Origin of the sequence: Streptomyces sp. KL2, assembly GCF_046529545.1 — a bacterium.
GTDB classification, from domain to species: Bacteria; Actinomycetota; Actinomycetes; order Streptomycetales; family Streptomycetaceae; genus Streptomyces; species Streptomyces radiopugnans.
On sequence record NZ_CP127170.1, the window covers coordinates 5,605,164 to 5,629,869 of the forward strand.

The following is a 24,706-nucleotide window of genomic DNA, read 5'->3' on the forward strand; positions in this document are numbered from 1 at the left end:
CCGGGCTCCGTGCCCGCTCCCGTCGCCGTCCGCACGACCGCGCACTCGTTCCCGGCCCCCAGGAGGAAAGATGTCCGCCACGTCCCCGACAGCCGCGCCCTCCTTCCGGGGCAGGATCGGCCGCGACGCGCGCAGCGGTCACTACGCGGTGCCCCGCCGCTACCGCCTCCACCTGTCGCCGTCCTGCCCCCGCTGTCTGCGCATCGCCGTCACGCACAGCCTGCTCCGTCTCGGGGGCGCTGTCCCGGTGACGCTCCTGCCCGCCGTGCCGGACGAGACCGGGGGCGGGTACTCCGCCCTGCGTCCGCTGTACGAGGCCAGCTCCCACCGCCACCCGGGAGCGGCCGTGGCGCCGGTGCTCAGCGACGACTGGACCGGGCGGATCGTCAGCACGGACGCCGACGGCATCCTGCGGGACCTGGCACGGCGGTTCGGCGGTGACGGCCCCGACCTGTACCCGCCGGGAGCCGAGGCGGGGATCGAGGCCGTCGGGCTCCTGTGCGAGCGAGGCATCGCGGAGGCCGTGCGGTGCCCCGGGCGCACCGGCGCCGGCGGCGTCGACCTCGGCACTCTGCTCCGGTCCCTGGACGCGCTGGAGCAGCGGCTCGCCCGCGGCCGGTACGTCCTGGGAGGCGGGCCGACCGCCGCCGACGTGCACGTGTGGGCGACCCTGGTCCGGCTCGACACCGTGCACCGCCGGCACCTGGACGCCGCCGCGGTGCGCCACGTCGCCGGGCACCCCCGGCTGTGGGCCTACGCGCGGCGCCTGACCGCCCACCCCGCCTTCGGGCCTCACCTCGACCCGGACGGCATCGCACGCGGGCACCGCGCACGCTGCCGGGGGCCCGAGGGAGCCGGTGCCGCGGTGCACGTCGTGGACTGGAGGGCCCGTACGGCGGCCGGCTCCGTGCCCCGCCCGGCCGAGCGCACCCGGCCGACACCGCCCGGCTGAGCGCGCCGTGGCGCGGTCGACCGGGCTCCGGGCCCGCGCGGGTTCGGAGCGGGTACGCCGGGCTCCGCCCTCGCCCCGCCGGCCGGGGCAGAACTTGTTACCGAAGGTAGCACTGGGTCCCGCCTTTGCTTTACATTTTGTCTAACAAGGGCGGAGGGGTGTCTTCCCGGGATCCGCCGGGCACGGAGGCGAATCGGCGGCGGCCCGGCCACCCCTCGGCACGACGGGCGGACAGGAACGTCGCACACGGTTCGAGGAGCGCACATGGCGAGCAGCACGGGCATCGTTCGACCGACGGGACGGGCGGCAGGGCGGCCGGCGGAACACGACCGGCACGACGAGCAGGACGAGCAGGACGTCGCCCGCCGGCTGCTCGACTCGGCGGCCAGGCTGGCCTACGACCCGGCCGTGGAGGTGGACTGGGAGACGCCGCTGGACAAGGACTTCCACGGAGCCAGCCCCGAGTGGAGCACCCTCTACGGAACCCCGTACTGGGACGAGCTGACCGAGGAGCAGCGCAAGGAGCTGACGCGGCAGGAGGCCGCCTCGGTGGCCAGCACCGGCATCTGGTTCGAGATGATCCTCCAGCAGATGGTGCTGCGCGACATCTACTCCAAGGACCCGACCAGCGCCGAGTTCCAGTGGGCGCTGACCGAGATCGCCGAGGAGTGCCGGCACTCCATCATGTTCGCCCGCGGAGCCCGGAAACTGGGCGCCCCGCCGTACCGGCCGCACCGGATCGCGTTCGAACTCGGCCGGGCGTTCAAGACGCTGGCGTTCGGCGAGGCGGCGTACGCGGCGATCCTGGTCGCCGAGGAGGTCCTCGACGTCATGCAGCGCGACTGGATGCGCGACGAGCGGGTCGTGCCGTTCGTCCGCACCATCAACAACATCCATGTCGTCGAGGAGTCCAGGCACATGAAGTTCGCCCGCGACGAGACGCGCAAGCGCCTGGCGGGCGCCGGCCGGCTGCGCCGCCGGATCCACGCCCTGGTGATCGCGATAGCGGCCTACGTCATCGTCACCAGCATGGTGAACCGGAAGGTGTACGCCAATGCCGGGCTCGACGAGAGGCGCGCGGTGCGGGAGGCGAAGACCAACGAGCACCACAGGGCGATGTTGCGCTCCAGCTGCTCGGGTCTGATGGAGTTCCTCGCCTCCGCCGGCCTGCTGACGAAGCCGGCGCTGGTGTTCTACAAGCGCGCCAACCTCATCTGAGCCGGACGGGCCGCGACATGACCCACGTCATCACCCAGAACTGCTGCGGCGACGCCACCTGCGTCGCCGTCTGCCCGGTCAACTGCATCCACCCCACCCCGCAGGAGAGGGACTTCGGCAGCACGGAGATGCTGTACGTCGACCCCGGGGCGTGCATCGACTGCGGAGCCTGCGCGGACGCCTGCCCGGTGGACGCGATCCTCCCGGAGGACCGGCTCTCCGGGGCGCAGCGGGAGTACGCCGCTCTCAACGCGGCATACTTCGAGAGCGCCGCGGACGCCGCGGACGGCGGACCGGGTTCCGGACCCGCCGACCACGCGCCCAACTTCCACGCGTGGGGCAGGCCGGTGTTCGAGCGCACCCTGCCCTCCGACTTCGCGCCGCTGCGGATCGCGGTCGTCGGCACCGGCCCGGCCGGCATGTACGCCGCCGAGGACCTGCTGCTCCACACAGGCGCCGAGGTGACCCTCATCGACCGGATGCCGGTTGCGGGCGGTCTCGTGCGCTACGGAGTGGCCCCCGACCACCCGGGGACCAAGGGGGTCGGAGACACCTTCGCACGGCTGTACGCGCACCCGCGGGTCCGGATGTACCTGGGCCTGGAGGTGGGCGCGGACGTCACCGCGGAGGAACTCGCCGCACACCACGACGCGGTCGTCTACGCCGTCGGGGCCCGCGCCGACCGCCGTCTGGGGATCCCTGGCGAGGACCTGCCCGGAAGCATCTCCGCGGCCACGCTGGTGGCCTGGTACAACGCCCATCCGGAGACCGCCCCGGACGCCGTCGACCCGTCCGCCGAGCGGGTGGTCGTGGTCGGCAACGGAAACGTCGCCCTCGACGCCGCCCGGATCCTGACGGCCGGTCCGGAGGAGCTGGCCGGCACCGACATCGCCGCCCACGCGCTCGAAGCGCTGCGCGCCGGGAAGGTGCGCGAGGTGGTCCTCCTCGGACGCCGGGGGCCCGCGGAGGCGGCGTACACCAGGCCGGAACTGCTCGCCCTGAAGCACCTGCCCGGTGTGGAACTGATCGTGGACGACCACGACCCGCGCATCGCCGGGAGCATCGACGCGGCCGGGCCGGGGGACAAGGCCGCGGTGCTGCGGGACGTCACCCGGCAGACGGTGGACTGGTCCCTGCCGCCCGCGCCGGGCCGGCGCATCGTGCTGCGCTTCCACAGCGCGCCGGCGGAGGTGCTCGGCGACGGGCGCGTACGGGCGGTGCGCGCCACGGCGGCGCGGGGGGAGCTGGAGATACCGGCCGGCCTGGTGGTGCGGGCGGCCGGCTACCGCGGCGCACCGGTGCCCGGGCTGCCCTTCGACGAGGCGGCCGGCACCGTCCCCCACGAGGGCGGGCGCGTGACCGGGCGGCCGGGGACGTACGTCGTGGGCTGGATCAAACGCGGGCCCTCGGGCGGCATCGGAGCCAACCGCGCCTGCGCGGCCGAGACGGTCGGCACCCTGCTCGCCGACGCGCTCGGCGGTCTGCTGCCCTCGCCCGAGCACGGAGCGCGGGCCTTTCGCCGGCTGGTGAGAGGCCGCAACCGCCGTCTGGTCGACGCCCGCGGCCAGGCCGCGATCGACCGGGTGGAGGTGGCCCGCGGGCTCCGGGCCGGCCGGCCCCGGGAGAAGCTGGCCACCGTCCCCGAACTGGTGGCGGCGGCCCGGAGCGGCCGTCGGCGGCTTCCGCGCTGAAGCGCCCGTCCCGCTCCCCGGCCCTCCGCCCCGGATCCTCCCGGGGAGCGTCAGGGGGCGGGCGGCCGGGCGCGGTCGGTCCTGGCCTCGATCGCGTGCAGCACGGCCACCATGTCGCGGTCGCCGTGCCCCAGGGCGACCGTCTCGCCGAAGAGGGTGTGGCAGACGTCCAGCAGGGGGGAGGCCAGGCCGGCCTCCCGGGCCGCCTCGAAGATCAGCCGGTTGTTCTTCAGGACGTCCAGGGCGGCGGCCTGGACGTCGAAGTCGCGCGCCAGCAGTTTGGGTGCCTTCATGCGCGAGACGCCGCTGGCCATCGGCCCGGCGTCGAGCACGTCCAGGAACAGCCGCCGGTCCAGGCCGTGGCGGTCGGCGAAGTGGAACGCCTCGGTGAGCCCGGTGACCATGGTGATCAGGAACAGGTTCACCGAGAGCTTCATCAGCAGCGCGTTCGGGGCCGGCCCGCACACGAACACCTCCCGGCACATCGGCCGCAGCAGCGGGCGGACCGGCTCCACGGCCGCCGGCTCCCCGGCCACCATCGCCACCAGCTGCCCCGTCTCGGCGGGCACGCGCGAGCCGGAGACGGGCGCCTCGACGTAACCGCCGCCGGCCGCGCGGACGTCGGCCTCCAGCCCGCGCGAGTAGTGGGGGGACGTCGTCCCCATGTGCACGACCGTGCGCCCGGCGACGTGCGAGGCGAAGTCCGGTGTGCCGCGGCCCAGTACGGCGTCGGTCGCCGCCTCGTCGGCCAGCATCAGGAAGACGGTGCCGGCGCGTTCGAAGACCTCCGAGGGGCTCTCCGCCACCTCGGCCCCGGCCGCGCGCAGCGGTTCGCTCCTGGCGGCGGTGCGGTTCCAGACGACCGGCGCCGCCCCGGAACGGGCCAGATTCAGCGCCATGGGCTGCCCCATGACACCCAGGCCGATGAAACCCACGTCCACCCCGCGCCGCCCTTCCGGCCGGAGGGCCGCGGCCTCCGCCGGCCCGCCGGTCCCACCGGTCCCGTCGTCTGTGACAGCCGTCATGGTAGCGGCGATTATGACGTGTGTCATAGCGCGAGCGCGTGCCGGTCCGGGAGGCGACGGGCGGACTCCCGCCGCACCGGGCGGTCGCGGCGGCACCGATAAGCTGGCCGGACGGCGGGCCGAGTGCCGCCCGCCCGGTTCGCCAGGGGATCGGAGGTCGGCGATGGCGGTTTCCCGGCGGGGGCCGCGCGAGCGGATGGTCTTCAGCGCGGCCCAGCTCATCCGGCGCGACGGGGTCTCCGCGACCGGTCTGCGCGACATCGTCGCGCACGCCCGGGCCCCGAGGGGGTCGCTGCGGCACTACTTCCCCGGAGGCAAGGAGCAGCTCGTCAACGAGGCGGTGGAGTGGGCCGGCCGCTACGCGGCCAAGCGTGTGGCCCGGTTCCTGGCCGAGATGCCCGAGCCGTCGCCGAGCCGCCTGTTCGACGCGATGGTGCGTCAGTGGACCGACGAGTACCGGTCGGCCGGATTCGCGACGGGCTGCCCCGTGGTCGCCGCGACGGTGGACCGCGCCGGCTCCGCGGAGTCCACCAGGGAGGCCGCCGCGGCCGCGTTCGCCGCCTGGAACCGCCCGGTGGCCCGGGCGCTGACGGAGATGGGCGTGCCGGCCCGGCGGGCCGCCTCGCTGGCGACCCTGATGATCAGCGCGCTGGAGGGGGCGATCGTGATCGCCAGGGCCGAGCGCGACATACGCGCCCTGGAGACGGTGGCCCGGGAACTGGGCCCCCTCCTGGACGCCGGCGTCGCCCCGGGGGACTGACGCCTGCGCCCCGGAACGCGGCCCGGCCGCTCCCCGGAGGAGCGGCCGGGCCGTCGGCCACCGGGTCTGTCAGGCGGTCAGCACAGCTCCTCGGGCCGGTAGTCCTGGCACATGTTGTCCCGGAAGACGTTGCCCGTGCCCGCGCCGCGGTCGGCCAGATCGGCCGCCCCGTTGTCGCGCACGATGTTGTCCTCGATCAGGTTGTTCTCGTTGCGGGCCCCCACGAAGCTCTTGAACAGCACGATGCCGCCAGACAGGGGCGAGGAGCCCACGTTGTCCTCGACCAGGTTCTCGGCCACCAGCGTGTCCTCCGCACCGGTGAGGACGATCCCGGAACCCTGGAGGAACGGCAGGCGGGGCGTCGCCGGGCAGTGCTTGTTGTTGGAGTGGACGTCGTTGCGGAAGACCGTCAGCGCCCCGGCCCGGGGCTTGGTCTCGTCCCCGACCACGAACATGGCCGCGCAGTTCCCGGCCATCTCGTTGTTCCTGACGACGAGGTTCCGCAGCCGTCTGACGGTGACGCCGATGCGGTTGTCCAGCAGGTGGTTCTCGCGGACGACCGTACCGCCGGAGTCGGCGGCGCCCTTCTCCCTCTCCACGGTGTTCGACAGCAGCAGCCCGGCGTCGCCGTTGCCGCGGGCGGTGTTGTAGCTGATGTCCGACCGGGTGGAGCGCTGCTGGGCGATGCCCCACTTCCCGTTCTTCTCGGCCGTCACGTGCCGCACGCTCAGCCGGTCGGTGTGGGAGGCCCACAGCCCGTTCTGCTCGAAGCCGCGCAGGCTCAGTGAGGACACGGTGGCGTCGGTGACGGGCTGCTCCTCCGTTCCGGACACGCAGATCCCGTGGCCCTGGCGGGCGCAGTCGTTGTCGGCGTCCTTGGCCCGGCCGGCCGGCGGCATGAGGACGGTGTCCGGGCCCGACCCCCGCAGGGTCAGACCGGAGGTGGTGATCCGGACGCTCTCCCGGAAGGTGCCGGGGGCGAGGACGACCGTGTCCCCGGGCCTCGCGGCGTCCACGGCCTGCTGGATCGATTCCCCCGGACGGACCTGGTGCGTGTCCTGGGCGGCGGCCGGAGGGGTGGCGGCCAGGCCCGAGGCCGCGGCGACCGCGGCCCATCCGAGGCGAGTGAACTGTCGTTTCATCATGATTTGAAGCTATGGGTGATATGTCGGGAACCGCCACATGTGTTGACCCGAAGCAGGGGGCACTGCAGCCGCATGGCACTGCCCGATGCCCCGAGCGGCCCAGAACGCGCCGACCCGAACGCGCCGACCCGAACGCGCCGACCCGAACGCGCCGACCCGAACGCGTCGTGACCCGGCATCAGCGGCAGCACCGCACCGGCGGGCAGGCGCCGGGGAGGCCGGACGGTGGCGGGGCGTAGCGTGGGCATACGGAGGCCAGGGCCGACGCGCGCCCGACACGGTGAAGGGAGGACACGCCATGGCGACCGCGCAGCGCATGGTGGTCATCGGAGGCAACGCGGCGGGCATGTCGGCCGCATCCCAGGCGCGCAGGCTGAAGAGGCCCGGGGAACTGGAGATCATCGCCCTCGAACGGGGCGGCCACGCCTCCTACTCCGCCTGCGGCATCCCCTACTGGATCGGGGGCGACGTCGCGGCCGCCGGCGACCTGATCGCACGGACCCCCGAGCAGCACCGCGAGCGGGACATCGACCTGCGGCTGCACACCGAGGTCACCGAGCTCGACCCGGAGGGCTGCCGCGTCCGCGTCCGCGACGGCGGCGGCGCCGGGCAGTGGCTGGGCTACGACCACCTGGTCATCGCCACCGGCGCCCGCCCCCTGCGTCCCGACCTGCCGGGCATCGACGCGCCGGGCGTGCACGGGGTGCAGACCATGGACGACGGCAGGTCCCTGCTGGAGGCCCTGGAGCGGACCGAGGCGGCGAGCACCCGGCGCCGGGCGGTCGTGGTCGGCGCCGGCTACATCGGCGTGGAGATGGCCGAGGCGCTGATCCGCCGCGGTCACCGGGTCACGGTGCTGGACCGGGCCCAGGAGCCGATGACCACGCTCGACCCCGACATGGGCAGGCTCGTGCGCGAGGCGATGTGCCGCATGGGCATCGAGACGGTCACCGGAACCGCCGTCACCGCCGTCCGCACCGGTGAGGACGGCCGGGTGCGGGCGGTCGCCACCGAGGACGCCGAGTACGAGGCCGACCTGGTGGTCCTCGGGCTGGGCGTACGGCCCGAGACCGGGCTCGCACGCGACGCGGGACTGCCGCTGGGGGAGTCCGGAGGGCTGCTCACCGACCTGGCGATGCGGGTGCGGGGCCGGGAGAACGTCTGGGCGGGTGGCGACTGCGTCGAGGTCCTCGACCTCGTCTCCGGCCTCGACCGCCACATCGCGCTGGGCACGCACGCCAACAAGCACGGCCAGGTCATCGGCACCAACATCGGCGGCGGCTACGCCACCTTCCCCGGCGTCGTCGGCACGGCCGTCAGCAAGGTCTGCGACCTGGAGATCGCCCGCACCGGTCTGCTGGAGAGCCAGGCCAGGTCCGCGGGACTGCGGTTCGTGACCGCGACGGTCGAGTCGACCAGCCGCGCCGGCTACTACCCGGGAGCCGCGCCGATGCATGTGAAGATGCTCGCCGAGCACCGCACGGGCCGCCTGCTGGGTGTGCAGATCGTCGGACGCGAGGGCGCGGGCAAACGCGTCGACGTGGCCGCGGTCGCCCTGTCCGCGTCGATGACGGTCGAGCAGATGACGTTCCTGGACCTGGGGTACGCCCCGCCGTTCTCCCCGCTGTGGGACCCGGTGCTGGTGGCGGCCCGGAAGGCGGCCGCGGCGGTGCGCCGGGCCGGCACGCACTGACGGGGCGCACCGCCGCCTCGCGCTCCCGGCACCGTCCCCACCTGCGAAACTCCGTGCGAACTTGTCATGACGGTGACATAGGATGCGCGCACCATTCATGAATTTTCCCAAGAGGATGTACGCGTCATGACAATCCGTGCGCCGTTCCGCTCCCCGCGCGGCATATCCGCCGCCGTCGCCCTGCTCGCGATCGGGGCCGCGGGGTGCTCCGACGTCGTCGACAGTGCCAAGAACGGCGCGACGAAGGTGGCCCGCCAGCGGTCGGTGTTCTCGCTCTCCACCGGGGACTGCTACAACCCGAACAGCGAGAAGATCGAGGGCGAGGCGCTCGCCATCGAGCTCGTGCCGTGCGACGAGCCGCACCGGGGCCAGGTCGTCGGCGAGTTCGACATCGAGGAGAAGGGCGAGTTCCCCGGCGACGAGGCGGTCACGGCGATCGCCGACGAGCGATGCCCGGCCGAGGCGGGCGAGTTCGTCCCGGACACCTGGGCGCTGCCCGAGGGAGTCGGCCTCTCCTACTACACCCCCACCGCGGAGAGCTGGGCCACCGGCGACCGCGCCGTGAGCTGCACCTACACCAAGGAGTCGGGCGAGTTCACCGGCTCGCTCAAGGCCGGCGCGAAGTCGCTGAAGCCGGAGCAGAAGACCTACCTCAACGGTGCGAACGCCGTCTACGAAGCCCTGTGGACGAACCAGCCCGAGGCGGAGAGCGTCGAGGAGGACCTCGAGGGCTACAAGGCGCAGGCCGACGCCGTCGCCACCGCTCTCGACGCGCACCTGGACGGCCTGCGGGGCATCGAGGGAACGGAGGCCGGCAAGCTCCGCTCCCGGCTGGAGAAGACCGCCGGCCACTGGAAGGACGCCGCGAAGGCGGGCGACGCCGAGGCGTTCTACGTCGCCTACGACCCGGCCTTCACCGGCCTGGACCCGAACGACACGGTCGCCGCCCGCAAGGAGCTCGGCCTGGCCACCACCGTCCCGGCCGACGAGGCCGAGATCTGGGCGAGCTGACCCCCGCCGCCGCCCCCGGCCGGGCGGCGGCACCGGTCCACGGCGGCCGGTCCCGTCGCCCGGCCGGGGCCGCGAACGGCGTCGGGTTCACGCGCCCCGGCCGGCGGGCGAGGCGCACTGCCCGCCGACCCGGTGGATCTCCTCCAGCGGGTACGGGGTCTGCCTGCTGCGGTGCCGGAACCCGCGGAAGAAGTCCGCCATCACCGCGGCGAGTGGTGAGTGGCGGGTGAGGATCGCCGCCGCCGTCGCCGGGACCGCGGTGGGGCGCTCGCCCCGGGCGTATGCGCGCACCTGTGCCTCGCGCTCCTCCCTCCCGTGTCCGTGCAGGGCGGCGACCAGCCAGTTGACCAGGTAACCGGCTGTGTAGCAGCGGTCGTAGCCCTGGTGCCTTTCGAAGAAGGCGAGTTCCTCCCGGGACAGCCGGAACCGGGAGGAGAGGGCGAGACCGTAGTCGGTGAAGTACAGGCGCTGCCCGTCGGTCAGGATGTTCTCGAAGTGGGCGTCGAAGTGCAGCAGGCCGCGGCCGTTCATGAACGAGACACCGGCTTCCAGGCCCTCCTCCACCATGGCGCAGGCCCGGTCGGCGGCCCGGCCGCCGGCGGCCACCCGCTCGCCCAGCCACTGGTGCAGGTTCTGCGGGATGTACTCCAGGAACAGCGCGAGGCTCGCCGAGGACTCCCGGAGGGCCTCGATCCGGTAGCGCACCTGCGGCGCGCCGCCCCAGTAGGCGACGGCCCGTTCCACGTCGGCCAGTTCCTCGGGCAGCGGCATCGAGTCCGGCAGCACCCGCCAGTGGTGCATCAGGGGGAAGCCCTCGTGCTCCCCGGCGAGCACCCAGTCGGTCGTCATGGTGTGCGCGGCGAGCTCCCTCCAGGCCCCGAAGCCCGGCCCGCCGATGGCGCCGACACCGTACTGGCAGAACAGCGGCAGTCCGAACAGGTTCGCCGTGGACCGGACGTTCTCCGGCCGCCGCTCCAGATCGGTGAGGGGCACGCGTTTGACGAAGACCGGGACTCCGGCGACCTCCAGCAGGGCAGAATTCCCGCCGATGCCGGCACCGAGCGGTGCGGCCGAGTCCACCAGTCCGTGCAGCTCGCGGTCGCCGTACAGGGCCAGGGCGGTGGAGACGGCACCGTGGGCGGCCAGCCGCGCGCCGTGTGACATGTCGGGGAACCGCACTGCCGCCTCCGTCCGGGTACCGGATACCGGGCGCCGGACCCGGTGCCGCAACGGCCACTCTGCCCCAAGCACCCCGGGCGAGGCACGTACTTCCGGCGACCGCACGGCCGGACGGCCGGGCCGAGGGAGGTTTCGCGCGATACGGCCCCGGGAGGAGAGCGGGACCGCGCCGATTGACGGATTGCGGCGCGCCGAGGCTGGGCAGGGAGCTTGCAGCGTGTCATGAGCACGCCTAACCCCCCACAAGGAGGACGACCATGCACGTCCGCACACTCGTCCGCGGCCTCACCGCGGCCCTGGCGGTCACCTTCGCACTGGCCGGCGGTCAGGCCGCCGCCGCACCGGCCGCCCCCGCCGCCGAGGACCGCACCCTCGCCCCGCGGATCCTCACCTACGACGCGAGCGCGGCCGCGGAGTTCAAGGCCGCGGTCGACCGGGGCGCGGCGATCTGGAACGAGAGTGTCGACGCCGTCGAACTGCGGCCGGTGGCGGCCGGACAGCGCGCCAACATCCGGATCCTCGCCGACAACGGCTGGCCCCGCGCCTACACCTCTTCGCTGGGCAACGGGACCGTCTACATCGGCCGCCAGGCCGTCACCCAGGGCTACAACACCGTTCGCATCTCCTCCCACGAACTGGGCCACATCCTGGGCCTGCCGGACCGCAAGCCCGGCCCCTGCTCGAGCCTGATGTCCGGTTCCACCGCCGGGGTCGCGTGCACCAACCCCTACCCGAACGCGGCGGAGAAGGCGGAGGTCGAAAGCGACTTCGGCGGGGCGTTCGCCCGGTCGGCCGGGGTGCCGCGCAATGTGATGACCGTGGACTGACGCACGGGGGCGGGGAGCCCCTCTCCGGCGCCGGCCCCTGCCCGCGCGCACGCGGCGAGGGCTCGGAACCGGCGCCCTGAGGCTGGGAGGGTCCCGGCGCGCACCTGCGGAGGTGCGCGCCGGGACCCTCTGTCCGTACCGGCGCCGCACTCGTGCGGCGGTGTCCGTCCCGGTCAGCGGTCGCCGTGGCGGATCAGGGAGCGGACCATGCCGCAGGTCGTCCTGGAGGGCGGGCGGACGCCGATCTGCTCGGCCGTGGTGCGGATCCTGCGGTCGGAAGCCTGCTCCGGGCGGTGGACGCCGGTGTCGAGCAGGGCTATGGCCAGGCGCATGGCCTTCAGCCGGCGGTTGTGCGAGACGTACCACTCGCGGGGCCGGCCGGCCGGGAGCGGCTTCTTCGGCAGGGTGGTCAGGGTCGTCAGCGCGGTGGGGGCGGGTGTGGTCGGGGCCTTCGAACGGTGCTCGGCGGCGAGCGCGGCAGAGGCCATCGGCTTCCTCCTGGGGTGGTCGTCCGGCCGTCTCGATCTACCCCCGATTTTACTCCGGGCCACTGACAAAAGACCTGGTCAAAGAGGATTGAAGCGTTCCGGGATGCCGCGTTCGCAGGTCGTGCGCGGCGGTCCGGGGTCGGCGGCGGGCCGGGCGCGGCCGCCCCCGGGATTCCCTCTCCGGCGGGTGTTGATTTGTCGACATATCGGGCCTACTGTGTGACCCAGGACAGATTTCGAACATGAATTCGAACTGAAGCTTCGGCCGCGTGGGTGCACGTCTCGCCGGGCCGGGACCGCGTCCCGCCACCCCCGAGCCCACCCCGAACCGCCGTCGAATGCGCCAGAGGAGAAATGGCGTGAACACCTTCACCTTCACACCCGCCACCAAGGAGCAGGCCAAGGCCCGCATCGCGCTCACCGGACCGACCGGATCGGGCAAGACCTACACCGCGCTCATCACCGGCACCGCGCTCGGCGAGCGGGTGGCCCTCATCGACACCGAGCACGGCAGCGCGTCCAAGTACGCCGACGAGTTCGCCTTCGACACCCTCCAGCTCACCTCGTTCGAGCCCACCGGGCTCATCGACGTCCTCGCGGTGGCCGCCCACGAGGGCTACGACACCGTGATCGTCGACTCGCTCTCGCACTTCTGGTCCGGCGCGGGCGGAGTGCTCGAACAGGTCGACAACGCCGCGAAGCGCTACGGGACGGGCAGCAGCTTCGCCGCCTGGAAGGAGACCCGCCCCATGGAGCGGGCGATGATCGACGCCCTGCTCGCCTACCCCGGCCACCTCATCGTCACCATGCGCACCAAGACCGAGTACGTCGTGGAGACCGACGACCGCGGGCGCAAGGTGCCGCGCAAGGTCGGGCTCAAGCCCGAGCAGCGGGAGGGCATCGAGTACGAGTTCGACATCGTCGGCGACCTCGACCACGAGAACACCCTGGTGATCTCCAAGTCCCGCGCCAAGCCGCTGTCCGGGCTGGTGATCCGCAAACCGGGCACGGAGTTCGCCGACTCCGTCCTCGACTGGCTCAGCGCGGGCAAGCCCACCCCGAGCGCGTCCGACTACCTCGCCACCGCCACCGCGCCGGACACCTCCTACGAGGACCTCCGCGCCCTCTACGAGGAGGCCCGCCGGCACAACCTGCTCGCCGCCGCCGTGCTGGACCCGGCGGGGGAGCCCACCACGCTGGGCGACCTCATCGTGCGCCGCGGCACCGAGGCGAGGAAGGAGGCCGGAAAGGCCGGGAAGGCCGGGAAGACCGGGCAAGAACCCGAGCGGAAAGCCGTGGCGGCATGAACCTCAAGGAGCACGCGACCAGGGTCGCCGTACTCAAGGTGCTGCGCGACGCGGTGGAGGAGCAGTACCAGGCCACACGCCGCGAGGTCCTCGACGAACTGCGCGCGGCCCGCGAGGAGTACGCGCTGAAGTCGATACGGGTGACCCTGCGGGACGGCACGCCCATCGCCACCATCACGCTCATCGACCCCAAGCCGGAGATCGTGGTCGCCGACGAGGACGCCTTCACCACCTGGGTGGTCGAGAACCACCCGGACGAGGTGGAGACCCTCGTCAGGGTCCGTCCCAGCTGGCGCAGGCAGTTCACCGCCCGGCTCACCGCCTGGCCGGGGCCGGCCACCGATCCGCACACCGGGGAGGTGGTCCCGGGCCTGGAGACGGCCCCGCCGGCGGAGCCGCGTTCGTTCAGCCTCCGGCCCGTGCCCGGCGGTACGGAGCAGGTCGCCCGGGCCTGGCGCACCGGTGAGATCGACCTGCCCCGGCTGCTCGCCCTCGACAGCGGCGAGGAGCGGGGCGAGGCCCGGGGCGAGGAGCGGTGACCGCCGGCACCGCGCCCGCGGCCTCCGCAGCACACCGCCGCACGAGAGGAGCCACCCATGGCCGGTGAGCCCGTCATCACCGTCGTCGGCAACCTGACCGACGACCCCGACATCCGCACCACCCCGTCCGGAGACACGGTCACCCACTTCACCGTCGCCTCCACGCCCCGCACCTTCGACCGGCGGAGCAACGAGTGGAGGGACTCCGCCGAGACTCTGTTCCTGCGCTGCTCGGCCTGGAGGCAGGAGGCGGAGCACGTCGCCGAGTCCCTCACGCGCGGTACGCGCGTCATCGTCCAGGGGCGGCTGCGCCAGCGGACGTTCGAGACCCGCCAGGGCGAGAAGCGCACCGTGGTGGAGTGCGAGGTGGACGAGGTCGGCCCCTCGCTGCGGTTCGCCAGCGCGACGGTCACCGGGGGCGGCCCGCGTACGGGCGTCCCCGCGGGCGACCGCTTCGGCGCCGCACCGGCGGCCGGCGGCCCGCCCGGCCGGGACGACGGCGGGCGGCACGCCCCCGGGGAGAGCGAACTCCCCTTCTGACCGCGGCGGTCTCCTGAGAGACCGCGGACCCGCGCCTCGGCGGCGGGCGGCCGTACCGACCCCTTGCGGCCGCCCGCCGTGCCGGCGCAACCCGACCCCACCGAGGTGGACCAGTGAAGGAACAGGACCGCGAGAAGGCGCTCGACGCCGCGCTCGCACAGATTGAACGGCAGTTCGGCAAGGGCGCCGTGATGCGCCTGGGCGACGAGGTGTGGGATCCCATCGAGGTGATCCCGACCGGGTCGACCGCCCTGGACGTCGCCCTGGGCGTGGGCGGCCTGCCGCGCGGCCGGGTGGTGGAGGTCTACGGGCCGGAGTCCTCCGGCAAGACCACCCTGACCCTGCACGCGGTGGCCAACGCCCAGCGGATGGGCGGCACGGTCGCCTTCGTCGACGCCGAGCACGCCCTGGACCCGGAGTACGCCAAGCGGCTGGGCGTGGACGTGGACTCCCTGATCCTGTCCCAGCCCGACAACGGCGAGCAGGCGCTGGAGATCACCGACATGCTCATCCGCTCCGGCGCGCTGGACCTGATCGTGATCGACTCGGTGGCGGCCCTGGTGCCGCGCGCGGAGATCGAGGGCGAGATGGGCGACTCCCATGTGGGTCTGCAGGCGCGGCTGATGAGCCAGGCGCTGCGCAAGATCACCGGTGCGCTCAGCCAGTCCAAGACCACCACCGTCTTCATCAACCAGCTCCGCGAGAAGATCGGCGTGATGTTCGGGTCGCCGGAGACGACCACCGGTGGCCGGGCGCTGAAGTTCTACGCCTCGGTGCGGCTGGACATCCGCCGGATCGAGACGCTCAAGGACGGCACGGAGGCGGTGGGCAACCGCACCCGGGTGAAGGTGGTCAAGAACAAGGTGGCCCCGCCGTTCAAGCAGGCGGAGTTCGACATCCTCTACGGCATCGGGATCAGCCGGGAGGGCGGGCTGATCGACATGGGGGTGGAGCACGGCTTCATCCGCAAGTCGGGCGCCTGGTACACCTATGAGGGCGACCAGTTGGGGCAGGGCAAGGAGAACGCCCGCAACTTCCTGCGCGACAACCCCGATCTGGCCAACGAGATCGAGAAGAAGATCAAGGAGAAGCTCGGCATCGGGACACGGCCGGAGGCGGAGCCCGGGCCGGAAACCGGGCAGGACGCCATCCGCACCCTCGCCGCCGGGTTCTGACCCGCCGCGCCGCACCCCGCCGCGCCGGTGGCACACCGGCCGTACCGCTCCCGGAGGACCGCGGGGCGACCGGGACCGGGAGCACGGCCTGCGGCCCGCTCCCGGTCCCGGTCGGCTCTGCCGGGCTCAGCCGACCGGGGCCGCCGGCTCCCTGCCGGCCTCCCCGCCGACCTCCGGAGCACCGTCCGCGGGCCGCTGCGCCGGGCCGCCCTGGCCCCGGGCGCCGGTGCTGCCGGCCTCCTCGGCGAGCCGTTCCATGCCGCTGGTGGTCTTCAGCGGCTTCTCCTTGACGAACACGACGGCGACCAGGGCGAGCAGGGCGAAGGGCGTCGCGATGAGGAAGAGGTCCGCGGTGGCGACGCCGTAGGCGTGCTCGACGATCGCCCGGACCGGCGCGGGCAGGGCGGTGATGTCGGGCACGCCGCCCTCCGCGCCGCCGGGGGCCCGGGCCCCGTCGGCGGGAACGCCCGCCTCCTCCAGGCCCCGGGTCATCTCGGTCGCGACCCGGTTGGCCAGGATCGCGCCGAGCACGCTGGTGCCGATCGTGCCGCCCATGCTGCGGAAGAAGGACAGCACGGAGGTCGCGGCGCCCAGTTCGGCGGCGGGGACGTCGTTCTGCGCGGCCAGCACCAGGTTCTGCATCAGCATGCCGACGCCGGCACCGAGCACCGCCATGTAGACGCCGAGCAGGCCGAAGCCCGTGCCGGAGTCGATCGTGGAGAGCAGTCCGAGTCCGGCGGTCATGACGACCGCGCCCGCCACCAGGTACGCCTTCCACCTGCCGGTGGCGCTGATGACCTGGCCGGTGACCGTGGAGGAGACCAGCAGACCCAGGATCATCGGCAGGCTCATCAGACCGGCGACGGTCGGGGACTTGCCCAGGGAGATCTGGAAGTACTGGGAGAGGAAGACGGTGCCGCCGAACATGGCCACACCCACCAGCAGGCTGGCGACGGTGGTCAGGGCCACGGTGCGGTTGCGGAAGATGTCCAGCGGGATGACCGGCTCGGGCACCCGCGACTCGACGCGGACCGCGGCGATCAGGAGCACCACGCCGCCGCCGGTCAGGGCGGCGGTCTGCCAGGAGAGCCAGTCGAACCGGTTCCCGGCCAGCGAGGTCCAGACGAGCAGCGCGCAGACGCCCGCGACGATCAGGAAGGCGCCCAGGAAGTCGATCCTGACCTCGCGCCGGACGCTGGGCAGCCGCAGGGTGCGCTGCAGCAGCACGATCGCCAGCAGCGCGAACGGCACGCCGACGAAGAAGCACCAGCGCCAGCCGAGCCACGAGGTGTCCACCAGGACGCCGCCGATCAGCGGCCCGGCCACGGTGCCGACGGCGAAGACGGCGCCGAAGACGCCGGCGTACCTGCCCAGCCTGCGGGGCGGGATGACGGCGGCCATCACCACCTGCGCCAGGGCGGTGAGTCCGCCCGCGCCGATGCCCTGGACGACCCGGCTGAAGATCAGCAGCTCGACGCCCTGGGAGAACCCGGCCAGCAGCGAACCGACCACGAACACGCCCAGGGAGAGCTGGAGCAGCAGCTTCTTGTCGTAGAGGTCGGACAGCTTGCCCCACAGCGGCACGGTCGCCGTCATGGCCAGCAGCTCGGAGGTGACGACCCAGGTGTAGGAGGACTGGCTGGCCCCCAGGTCGGTGATGATCCGGGGCAGCGCGTTGGCGACCACGGTGCCCGCCAGGATGGCGACGAACATGCCGGCCATCAGGCCGGACATGGCCTGGAGTATCTGCCGGTTGGTCATGGAGACGGGTGACGCCTGGCCAGGCGCCTGCGATGCGGTCACAACGTCCTTCTCTGGGCTCTCGGTGGCTTGGGGGCTCACAGGCCGGCACGGGGCACACGGGGGTGCGGACGCACGGGGTGCTCCGGGACGGCCGGGGAGCGGTGGCGGGTCGGCGCCGCCGGGTCAGGACCGCCGGGACTCTCCGGAGGGCGCGGGCAGTCCGGCGGCCAGGTGCTCGAACACCTGCCGGAAGACATCGGTGAAGGCGATCCGGTCCTGCCGTGCGCACCAGTGCTCGACGGAGACCCGGACGGCGGTGCCGCCGACGGCGGCCAGCAGCCTCGGGTACAGGTCCAGCGCCCTGCGCCGCTCCTTCTCGGTCGTGGAAGGCGTCGACCCGGCGGCGGTGGTGGCGGGACCGCCGAGGCGCTCGGCGAGCGCCTCGGCCAGGCCGAGTTCGTCGGCCAGGTGCGCGGCGAGGCTGCGGGCGAGCAGATGGGGCGACGCGCTCAGCACCCTGGCGTGGAGGTCCCAGACCTCGTGGCGCTGCTCGATCTGCGCCAGCTCCGCCGCCATGGCCTCGCGCAGCGCCTCCAGCGGGGAGAGGCCGGCCGGTGCTTCGAGCACACCGTGGCGGACCCGCGCGCCCGACTCCGCGTCGACCATGGCGAAGGCGTCGTCGCGGGAGTCGAAGTAGTTGAAGAACGTCCGGGGGGAGACACCGGCCGCCTCGCTGATGGCCTCGACGGTGACGTGCTCCGCCCCGTGCTCCGCCGCGAGCCGTACCGCCGCTTCCGTGAGAGCGGCACGCGTGGCCCGCTTCTTGCGCTCCCGCAGCCCGCTTACCGGGGCCTTCGTCTCCGACACATCTTGCATGCTAGGAAAAAATGCATGCTCTGTAAAAATTGATTCCGGCCGCCTCGGTGCCGGGAACGCCCGCCCCGTCGCCGCGGGCCGCGGGCGCCGGGGCGCCCACGGCGTGTGGCAGTCTGACCGGGATCACCGGCGCAGGACGAGGGGGAGAGCGGCCGTGGGCCGGACTCTGGCGGAGATACTGGACGCGGCGGCCCGGGGGCGGTTCCCGCCGCCGGACGGCGGCACGACCGTGGTGCCGCAGCCGGCCCGCCGCGACGCCGGGGTGATCGCGTTCACCGCGCACTCCGTGGTGTTCACCGACGAGGACCCGCGGTGGGTCCACGGAACGCTGGCGGCCACGGACTGCGACGAACTGGCGGCCACGATGAACCCGCGGTTCCTGGCCGCGCTCATGGCACGCACCGGGCGGTCGGCCGACACGGTCGACCTGCTGACGGTGGCCGGCCCCCTGCCGGGCGCTCCTGCGCTGGAACTGCGCGAGATCACGGACCCGGACCATCCGCGGGTCTCCCGGGCGCGCGAACGCCGTGACGGTGTGCGGGTGTGGGCGGCCGACGGCGGAGTGGTCGTCCTCGGCCGGGGTGTGGCGGGCCGCTGGGAGGCGGCGGTCGAGGTGGACGAGGGGGCGCGGCACCGGGGGCTGGGCCGGACGCTGGCGAGGGCCGCCCGGCACCTGGTGCCCGGCGGGGAGCCGGTCTGGGCGCAGCAGGCGGCGGGCAACGCACGCAGCGTACGGGCCTTCCAGGCGGCCGGATTCCGGCCGGTGGGAGCCGAGGTGCTGCTCACCCTGCGGTAGGGGCGCCTTCCCGCGGCACCGGCCGCGGATCTCCGCCGCCCGTTCCGGATCCCGGGACCCCGGACCCGCGTGCCGTCCCCCGGCCGCCGCGGGCGCTCACGACCCGGCGCCCGCAGTGCCTGCGGCGCCCCCGGTGCTTGCGGTACCGGTGGCGTCGGTGGCGGTCCTCGCGCGCTCCAGCTCGCGCAGGATGCGGGCCAGGTCGCCGGGTGCGGCGGCGAGACGGACCGGGCGGCCGGCGTCGTCGAGTTCGGCGACGTGCCAGTCACCGGGGACGGCCTCACGGTCACCGCCGCGGACGCGCCGCACCTCCTTGAGCGTGAGCCGCTCCACAGGGATCGGCTTCGCCGCGAACCGGCCGGGACCGGAGTGGGGCGTCACCGAGGGCGGTCCGCCGCCGATGACGACATGGGTGCCGAAGGAGTACGGGTTGTAGTCGGTGTGCTCCAGGAAACGGGCGGTCAGGAACACCTCCTCGTCCTCTCCGGCGGGCTTCCCGGCCCCCGGGCCCCAACCGGGCGGGCGGACGCGGGTGGCGCGCCACGCCCGGGCGAACAGGCCCAGCGTGACCAGTGACCCCGCGGTCGCCCACACGGTACCGGCGGGGGAGCCGAAAGGGCCTGCGGGGTGGAAGTAGGCCAGCGGCAGCACCCACAGGGCCGTGCCGGCGAGCGCGCCCGCGAACGGGAGCTCCGGCGGGAGGGCCTCGTCGTCGGGCAGCCGCCGCCAGCGCAGCCGCAGCAGCACCCGCGTACCGGGCCAGCCGGCGGCGAGGGCGAGCACGGCCGCGACGACGGCCGTGCTCCCGGGAGTGGGAACGTGCTCGCGCCAGACGTGGCGATCCCCGGCGGCCTCCATCACCTCGCCCCGCCACAGCGTCAGTTCGACCCGGTCACCGGGCCGGAACTCCTGGGCGGCCTCGTAGGAGACCTCGAGCCGCTCCATCGGGCGGCCGCCGGAGAAGTACAGCCAGCTCTGCCTCCTGGGCCGCTGGGCCTCGGTCCGCTCGACATGGGCCGGCAGGACGGTCAGGCACTCACCGCGCGCCTCGGCGGGCACTCCGGCGGTGCACGGGACGGCCGACCTCCACGCCCGCTCCCGGGCCGCGGTGGCCGACACGGACCCCGCCACCAGGGCCGCCGACGAGAGCAGCAGCACGCACAGGACCAGCGACCCGATCCAGCCGTGCCCGGCGGTGTGGTGCGAGACGACCGGCAGGTGTTCCGACCGAGGGCTCCCGTGACGGCGGTGCAGCGCACGGAGCGTCTCCAGAGCCGCGTCGAAGTCCGGGTCGTCGGGGGACCAGCTGCTCGGCAGGGGCAGCAGCCGCCTGCGCCCGTCGCGCAGCACCACGCCGACACGGCGGGCCTCCTGGACCCGGGGGTTCCTCTCGTGCCTCAGACGCACCTGCAGATCGGCGACGTCGGGCCACGGAACGCTCCGTTCGCCCAGCAGCGTCCGGATGCGCAGTCCGTACGCGTCGGCGCTCACCCGGGCGACGGCCCCGCGCAGCGAGGCGAGGCCCGCCAGCGCCGACAGCAGCGCCGCCCCCAACCACACCCCCCAAGGTCCGCCGAGGTACGCCGTGTACACCGCGGCCAGGGCCGCCGGAGCCGTTCCGGCCGCTCCCAGGGCGGCGAGGAACCACAGGGCGCGTCTGTAGGGGGAGCGGCAGATCACTTCCCGCGCATCGGTCATGGACGCGATTCTGCCGCCGCCCGGCCGGGACTTCCTGTACACGATGCGGCAGCTTTCCCCCCTGTGACGCTGCCGGGTGCGGGGGCTCCGGCCCCGTGGGGCGGGCGAGCCGCCGTACATCCGTCCCGCACCGAGGTTCCGCACCGAGATCCCACGCCACCGGGAGCCGAGCGCCCGGGCGGAACCTCATGACTTCCTTAGGGCTTCATGAAGAAGCCCTTCCCCGGCGCCCCGCGGGCCGCCGGCCTGCCTAGGCTCTCGCCCGACCCCCCGAGGACTGGCGGTGGACGCGACCGCGCCCATCGAGACCCTCCTCGAAACCGGCCTATCCCGACAGACCCCCGAGGTACCGCCCGCATGAGCTCCCACAGAGCCGGCCGTTCCCGGCCCCGCTCCCGTTCCCACGCCCGCCCCAGGGGCACCCCGCCGGCGCGCGGCATCGCCCTCGCGCTCAGCGCGGTCACCATGGCGGCGGGCGCCGGCCTCACCGTGGCCGCTGGCGGAGGACAGGACGGGCCGGCCGACCGCGTGGCGGCGGACGCGGCCGACACCGCGCACGGCACGGCGGGCGGGGCTGCCGGCGGCGCCTCCCTTCCCGCCCCGCCCACCCCGGAGGAGAGCGCATCCGCCTCGCCCGGCGCCGGCAGGGCCGGGAAGCCGGAGAAGCCCGCACGCAGCGCCGCCCCCTCCGCCTCCGCGCCCACCTCCGCCCCGGCCCCCGCCCGGGGAAAGGAGGCGGACAGGGCGGCGGGGGGCGAGCAGGGCCGCGAGGCCGGCTCCGAAGGCGCCGCCGGGTCCGGCGGCAACGGAGGCGAGGGGCACGGCGCCGGTGCTCCCGGAGCGGACACGGCGCCGAAGGACAGCGGGCCGGAGGCACAGGTGCTCGCACTCGTCAACAAGGAACGGACCGCGGCCGGTTGCGGCCCGGTCACCGCCGACGCCCGGCTGACGCGGGCCGCGGACGACTACAGCGGCACCATGGCCGCGTCCGGCGTGCTGTCCCACACGGGACCCGACGGCTCCACGATGGCCGACCGGGTCGAGGCGGCCGGATACGCCTGGAGCAATCTGGGCGAGAACATAGCCCGGGGGCAGCCGGACGCCGCCTCGGTCATGAACGCGTGGATGAACAGCCCGGGCCACCGCGCGAACATCCTCAACTGCGCCTTCGAGGAGCTGGGCGTCGGCGTCCACTTCGGCGACGGCGGCCCGTGGTGGACCCAGAACTTCGGCACCGGCCGCCCGTAGCGGCGCGGTGCCCGCAGGCACGGAAGCGGTTCGGCCCCGGTGCCGAGAGCACCGGGGCCGAACCTTCCAGTAGCGGGGACAGGATTTGAACCTGCGACCTCTGGGTTATGAGCCCAGCGAGCTACCGAGCTGCTCCACCCCGCGGCGATGCCCCCACTGTACGGCATGCCGCGGCTCCCGGCGAAACGGACGGACCCGGCAGGGAGTTCAGCGCGCGCCCGCGGTACGCCCCGGCCGGGTGCGCACGGTGGCGCCGGCACAGGCGATCACGGCGAGGCCGCCGAGGACGGTGGGCCAGGTGACCTGCTCGCGCAGGAACAGCGCGGCCCAGCAGACGCTCAGCACGGGCTGGACGAGCTGTACCTGGCCGACCTGTGCCATCGGGCCGATCGCGAGCCCCCGGTACCAGGCGAAGAAGCCGAGGAACATGCTCACCACCCCCAGGTAGGCGAACGCGGACCACTCGGCCGGAGTGCCGCTCGGGGGACGCGACGAGACGGACAGGACGGTGAGGGCGGCCATCAGCGGCGCGGAGAGCACCAGCGCCCAGGAGATCGTCTGCCAGGCGCCGAGCTCGCGGGCAAGGATCCCGCCTTCCGCGTAACCGATGCCGGCCGCCGCGACGGCGCCGAGCAGGAGCAGGTCGGTCCAGTGGAGCCCGCCGGACCCGCCTCCCCGCAGCGAGGCGAACGCGACCGCGGCGGCCGCGCCGACGGCCGCCATGACCCAGAACGGGACCGGAGGGCGTTCGCGCCCGCGGAGCACGGCCATCACCGCGGTCGCGGCCGGCAGGAGCGCGATCACGACGGCGCCGTGGCCGGCCGAGGCGGTGGTCAGGGCGAAGGAGGTCAGCACCGGGAAGCCGACGACCACGCCGCCGGCGACGACCGCCAGGCGGCCCCACTGGGCGCCGCGGGGCGGACGCTGCCGCGTGAGTGCCAGCACGGCGGCCGCGAGCAGCGCGGCGATCACCGCACGGCCGGAGCCGACGAACAGCGGGGACATCCCGCCGCCCTCGACGGCGGCCCGGGTGAAGGGGACGGTGAACGAGAACGCCCCGACCCCGAGCAGCCCCCATCCGAGACCGGCGCGGGACGGGGATAGCGCAGGAGCTTGAACAAGAGTAGCGCTACTGTTGTCTGTCATGAAAAACGATAGCAGTTCGCGGATCGTCGCCGATCTCCGCGAATGGATCGCGTCAGCCGCCCCGGGAGCGAAACTGCCCCCCACGCGCACACTGGTCGCCCGGTACGGGGCGAGCCCCGTCACGGTCCAGAAGGCGCTGCGCACCCTGGCGGCGCAGGGAGCGGTGGAGAGCCGGCCCGGCGTGGGGACCTTCGTCCGCGCGGTCCGCGTGGCCCGCCCGAACGACTACGGGTGGCAGACCGCGGCGCTCGGGTCACCGCGGAACCGCGCACCGCGGCTCTCCACGGCACTGCGGACCACCCCGAACGACGTGATCGCCCTCCACTCGGGCTACCCGGACCGGGAGCTGCTGCCCGAACGCCTGGTCCGGGCCGCGTTCACCCGCGCGGCGCGCGGCGACGCCGCCGTCAGCCGCCCTCCGGCCGCGGGACTGCCGGAACTCCAGGCGTGGTTCGCGGCCGAACTCGGCGCCGCGACGCCGGCCGGGACCACGCCGTCGGCGCCGGGCGACGTCGTCGTCTTCCCCGGCAGCCAGAGCGCACTGGGCACCGCCTTCCGCGCCCTCGTCGGCGCGGGCCGCCCGCTGCTGCTGGAGTCGCCCACCTACTGGGGCGCGATCCTGGCCGCCGCGCAGGCAGGAGTACAGGTCGTGCCCGTTCCCAGCGGGGCGCACGGCCCCGATCCGGAGGAACTGGCACGGGCGTTCGCACGGACCGGGGCGCGCGCGTTCTACGCCCAGCCGAACTTCGCCAATCCCACCGGAGCCCGGTGGCCGCCCGATCTGGCCGGCCGGATCCTCGACACCGTCCGCGGGCACGGCGCGTTCCTGATCGAGGACGACTGGGCACACGACTTCGGCATCGGCGCGGACCCGGTACCGCTCGCCGCCCGGGACGACGGCGGGCACGTCGTCTACCTGCGCTCCCTGACCAAGAGCGTCTCACCGGCCGTCCGCATCGCCGGGGTCGTCGCCCGCGGCCCGGCCCGCACGCGCATCCTCGCCGACGCCCAGGCCGAGTCGATGTACGTCAGCGGCATCCTCCAGACCGCCGCGCTCGACGTCGTCACCCAGCCCGCCTGGCAAACACACCTGCGGAACCTCCGCCACCAGCTCGCCGCCCGCCGGGACCTCCTGATCGCATCGCTCCGGGAGCACGCACCCGCCGCCCGCCTCGAAGCGGTGCCGCAGGGAGGGCTGAACGTATGGGTCCGGCTGCCGGACGCCACCGACCTGGCACGGCTGGTACGTGACTGCGAGAGCGACGGGGTCCTCGTCGCCCCCGGCGGCGAGTGGTTCCCCGCCGAACCGACCGGGGCCTACCTCCGGCTCAACTACTCGGGGCCGAACCCCGGCGCCTTCCCCGACGGCGTGCGCGCCGTCGGGCGGGCGCTCGCGCGGCAGCGGACGCGGTAGCGTCGACCGGGACCCCCACGAGGCGCGCGTACGCCTCGCGCCGATCCCGGGCCGATCGGTCCTCCGCGGCGTGTCCGCCGGGCGGTACGGGCCCGCGCCTTCGTACGGCACGGCATCGAGCGCGCCCTGGCCACGGACACGGGGCCCGAGAGGCCGCCGCAGTCCTCGCCTGCGGAACCGGCCGCCCGAGCGCCGTCCGGGTGCCGCCGGTATCCGCCGGATGCCGGAGTGCACC

General features: G+C 74.0%; 22 protein-coding genes and 1 tRNA gene. 14 read left to right on the forward strand and 9 right to left on the reverse strand.

Annotation, left to right across the window (positions count from 1 at the left end; all coding sequences use genetic code 11):
* The first annotated feature begins 70 nt into the window (after positions 1-70).
* From QPK52_RS25175 to QPK52_RS25185, 3 genes are all read left to right on the forward strand, one after another.
* Positions 71-952: a glutathione S-transferase C-terminal domain-containing protein gene (locus QPK52_RS25175; RefSeq protein WP_410539765.1), complete on the forward strand. Its 882-nt coding sequence runs from the start codon at positions 71-73 to the stop codon at positions 950-952.
* Between the two features lie 264 nt (positions 953-1,216).
* The gene (locus tag QPK52_RS25180) at positions 1,217-2,170 is read left to right on the forward strand and encodes an AurF N-oxygenase family protein (protein WP_410539766.1); all 954 of its coding nucleotides are present in this window, start codon (positions 1,217-1,219) and stop codon (positions 2,168-2,170) included.
* Between the two features lie 17 nt (positions 2,171-2,187).
* A complete protein-coding gene (locus QPK52_RS25185) occupies positions 2,188-3,861 on the forward strand; it encodes an FAD-dependent oxidoreductase (RefSeq protein WP_410539767.1) in 1,674 nt (557 codons plus the stop codon).
* A gap of 50 nt (positions 3,862-3,911) precedes the next feature.
* Here QPK52_RS25185 and QPK52_RS25190 read toward each other — a convergent pair whose 3' ends face one another.
* Positions 3,912-4,802, reverse strand: a complete 891-nt coding sequence (locus QPK52_RS25190) for an NAD(P)-dependent oxidoreductase (RefSeq protein ID WP_410540475.1) — start codon at positions 4,800-4,802, stop codon at positions 3,912-3,914.
* Positions 4,803-5,049: 247 nt separating this feature from the next.
* Here QPK52_RS25190 and QPK52_RS25195 point away from each other — a divergent pair, with 247 nt between their 5' ends.
* Complete coding sequence (locus tag QPK52_RS25195; RefSeq protein WP_410539768.1) at positions 5,050-5,646, forward strand: TetR/AcrR family transcriptional regulator; 597 nt, start codon at positions 5,050-5,052, stop codon at positions 5,644-5,646.
* Positions 5,647-5,723: 77 nt separating this feature from the next.
* Here the strand turns inward: QPK52_RS25195 and QPK52_RS25200 are convergent, their stop codons facing one another.
* Positions 5,724-6,791: a nitrous oxide reductase family maturation protein NosD gene (locus tag QPK52_RS25200; protein WP_410539769.1), complete on the reverse strand. Its 1,068-nt coding sequence runs from the start codon at positions 6,789-6,791 to the stop codon at positions 5,724-5,726.
* Positions 6,792-7,089: 298 nt separating this feature from the next.
* Between QPK52_RS25200 and QPK52_RS25205 the strand changes: the two genes are divergently transcribed.
* Entirely contained in the window at positions 7,090-8,484 is a 1,395-nt protein-coding gene (locus QPK52_RS25205) for an FAD-dependent oxidoreductase (protein WP_410539770.1), read from the forward strand.
* Between the two features lie 126 nt (positions 8,485-8,610).
* Complete coding sequence (locus tag QPK52_RS25210; protein WP_410539771.1) at positions 8,611-9,495, forward strand: septum formation family protein; 885 nt, start codon at positions 8,611-8,613, stop codon at positions 9,493-9,495.
* An 87-nt stretch (positions 9,496-9,582) separates the two neighbouring features.
* Here QPK52_RS25210 and QPK52_RS25215 read toward each other — a convergent pair whose 3' ends face one another.
* Positions 9,583-10,659, reverse strand: a complete 1,077-nt coding sequence (locus tag QPK52_RS25215; protein ID WP_410539772.1) for a protein kinase family protein — start codon at positions 10,657-10,659, stop codon at positions 9,583-9,585.
* Positions 10,660-10,931: 272 nt separating this feature from the next.
* Between QPK52_RS25215 and QPK52_RS25220 the strand changes: the two genes are divergently transcribed.
* On the forward strand, positions 10,932-11,501 hold the full coding sequence (locus tag QPK52_RS25220) for a snapalysin family zinc-dependent metalloprotease (protein ID WP_410539773.1): 570 nt from the start codon (positions 10,932-10,934) through the stop codon (positions 11,499-11,501).
* A gap of 173 nt (positions 11,502-11,674) precedes the next feature.
* Here QPK52_RS25220 and QPK52_RS25225 read toward each other — a convergent pair whose 3' ends face one another.
* A complete protein-coding gene (locus QPK52_RS25225; RefSeq protein ID WP_410539774.1) occupies positions 11,675-11,989 on the reverse strand; it encodes a hypothetical protein in 315 nt (104 codons plus the stop codon).
* A 359-nt stretch (positions 11,990-12,348) separates the two neighbouring features.
* On the opposite strand from QPK52_RS25225, the gene QPK52_RS25230 reads away from it, so the two are divergent.
* From QPK52_RS25230 to recA, 4 genes are all read left to right on the forward strand, one after another.
* Positions 12,349-13,296: an ATP-binding protein gene (locus tag QPK52_RS25230; RefSeq protein ID WP_410539775.1), complete on the forward strand. Its 948-nt coding sequence runs from the start codon at positions 12,349-12,351 to the stop codon at positions 13,294-13,296.
* A complete protein-coding gene (locus QPK52_RS25235; RefSeq protein WP_410539776.1) occupies positions 13,293-13,835 on the forward strand; it encodes a hypothetical protein in 543 nt (180 codons plus the stop codon). The genes QPK52_RS25230 and QPK52_RS25235 overlap by 4 nt, the downstream gene beginning before the upstream one ends.
* Before the next feature lie 57 nt (positions 13,836-13,892).
* Entirely contained in the window at positions 13,893-14,375 is a 483-nt protein-coding gene (locus QPK52_RS25240; protein ID WP_410539777.1) for a single-stranded DNA-binding protein, read from the forward strand.
* Positions 14,376-14,488: 113 nt separating this feature from the next.
* Complete coding sequence (recA, locus tag QPK52_RS25245) at positions 14,489-15,550, forward strand: recombinase RecA (RefSeq protein ID WP_410539778.1); 1,062 nt, start codon at positions 14,489-14,491, stop codon at positions 15,548-15,550.
* Between the two features lie 126 nt (positions 15,551-15,676).
* Here the strand turns inward: recA and QPK52_RS25250 are convergent, their stop codons facing one another.
* Together QPK52_RS25250 and QPK52_RS25255 are read right to left on the reverse strand one after the other, a co-directional pair.
* Positions 15,677-17,311, reverse strand: a complete 1,635-nt coding sequence (locus QPK52_RS25250; protein WP_410540476.1) for an MDR family MFS transporter — start codon at positions 17,309-17,311, stop codon at positions 15,677-15,679.
* A gap of 165 nt (positions 17,312-17,476) precedes the next feature.
* Positions 17,477-18,169 carry a TetR/AcrR family transcriptional regulator gene (locus QPK52_RS25255; RefSeq protein ID WP_410539779.1) on the reverse strand — a complete coding sequence of 231 codons (693 nt, stop codon included), beginning with the start codon at positions 18,167-18,169 and terminating at the stop codon, positions 17,477-17,479.
* A gap of 154 nt (positions 18,170-18,323) precedes the next feature.
* Here QPK52_RS25255 and QPK52_RS25260 point away from each other — a divergent pair, with 154 nt between their 5' ends.
* On the forward strand, positions 18,324-18,965 hold the full coding sequence (locus QPK52_RS25260; RefSeq protein WP_410539780.1) for a GNAT family N-acetyltransferase: 642 nt from the start codon (positions 18,324-18,326) through the stop codon (positions 18,963-18,965).
* Between the two features lie 96 nt (positions 18,966-19,061).
* On the opposite strand, the gene QPK52_RS25265 is transcribed toward QPK52_RS25260, so the two are convergent.
* On the reverse strand, positions 19,062-20,663 hold the full coding sequence (locus QPK52_RS25265) for a PH domain-containing protein (protein WP_410539781.1): 1,602 nt from the start codon (positions 20,661-20,663) through the stop codon (positions 19,062-19,064).
* Between the two features lie 357 nt (positions 20,664-21,020).
* On the opposite strand from QPK52_RS25265, the gene QPK52_RS25270 reads away from it, so the two are divergent.
* Positions 21,021-21,911 (forward strand): CAP domain-containing protein, encoded by an 891-nt coding sequence (locus tag QPK52_RS25270; RefSeq protein ID WP_410539782.1) that lies wholly within the window; start codon positions 21,021-21,023, stop codon positions 21,909-21,911.
* A gap of 70 nt (positions 21,912-21,981) precedes the next feature.
* On the opposite strand, the gene QPK52_RS25275 is transcribed toward QPK52_RS25270, so the two are convergent.
* Positions 21,982-22,055, reverse strand: a tRNA-Met gene (locus QPK52_RS25275).
* A 63-nt stretch (positions 22,056-22,118) separates the two neighbouring features.
* Positions 22,119-23,057, reverse strand: a complete 939-nt coding sequence (locus QPK52_RS25280) for a DMT family transporter (protein WP_410539783.1) — start codon at positions 23,055-23,057, stop codon at positions 22,119-22,121.
* Between QPK52_RS25280 and QPK52_RS25285 the strand changes: the two genes are divergently transcribed.
* Positions 23,056-24,471, forward strand: coding sequence for a PLP-dependent aminotransferase family protein (locus tag QPK52_RS25285; protein WP_410539784.1), 1,416 nt, complete (start codon positions 23,056-23,058; stop codon positions 24,469-24,471). The two genes, QPK52_RS25280 and QPK52_RS25285, sit on opposite strands and share 2 nt — an antisense overlap.
* The last annotated feature ends 235 nt before the right edge of the window (positions 24,472-24,706 follow it).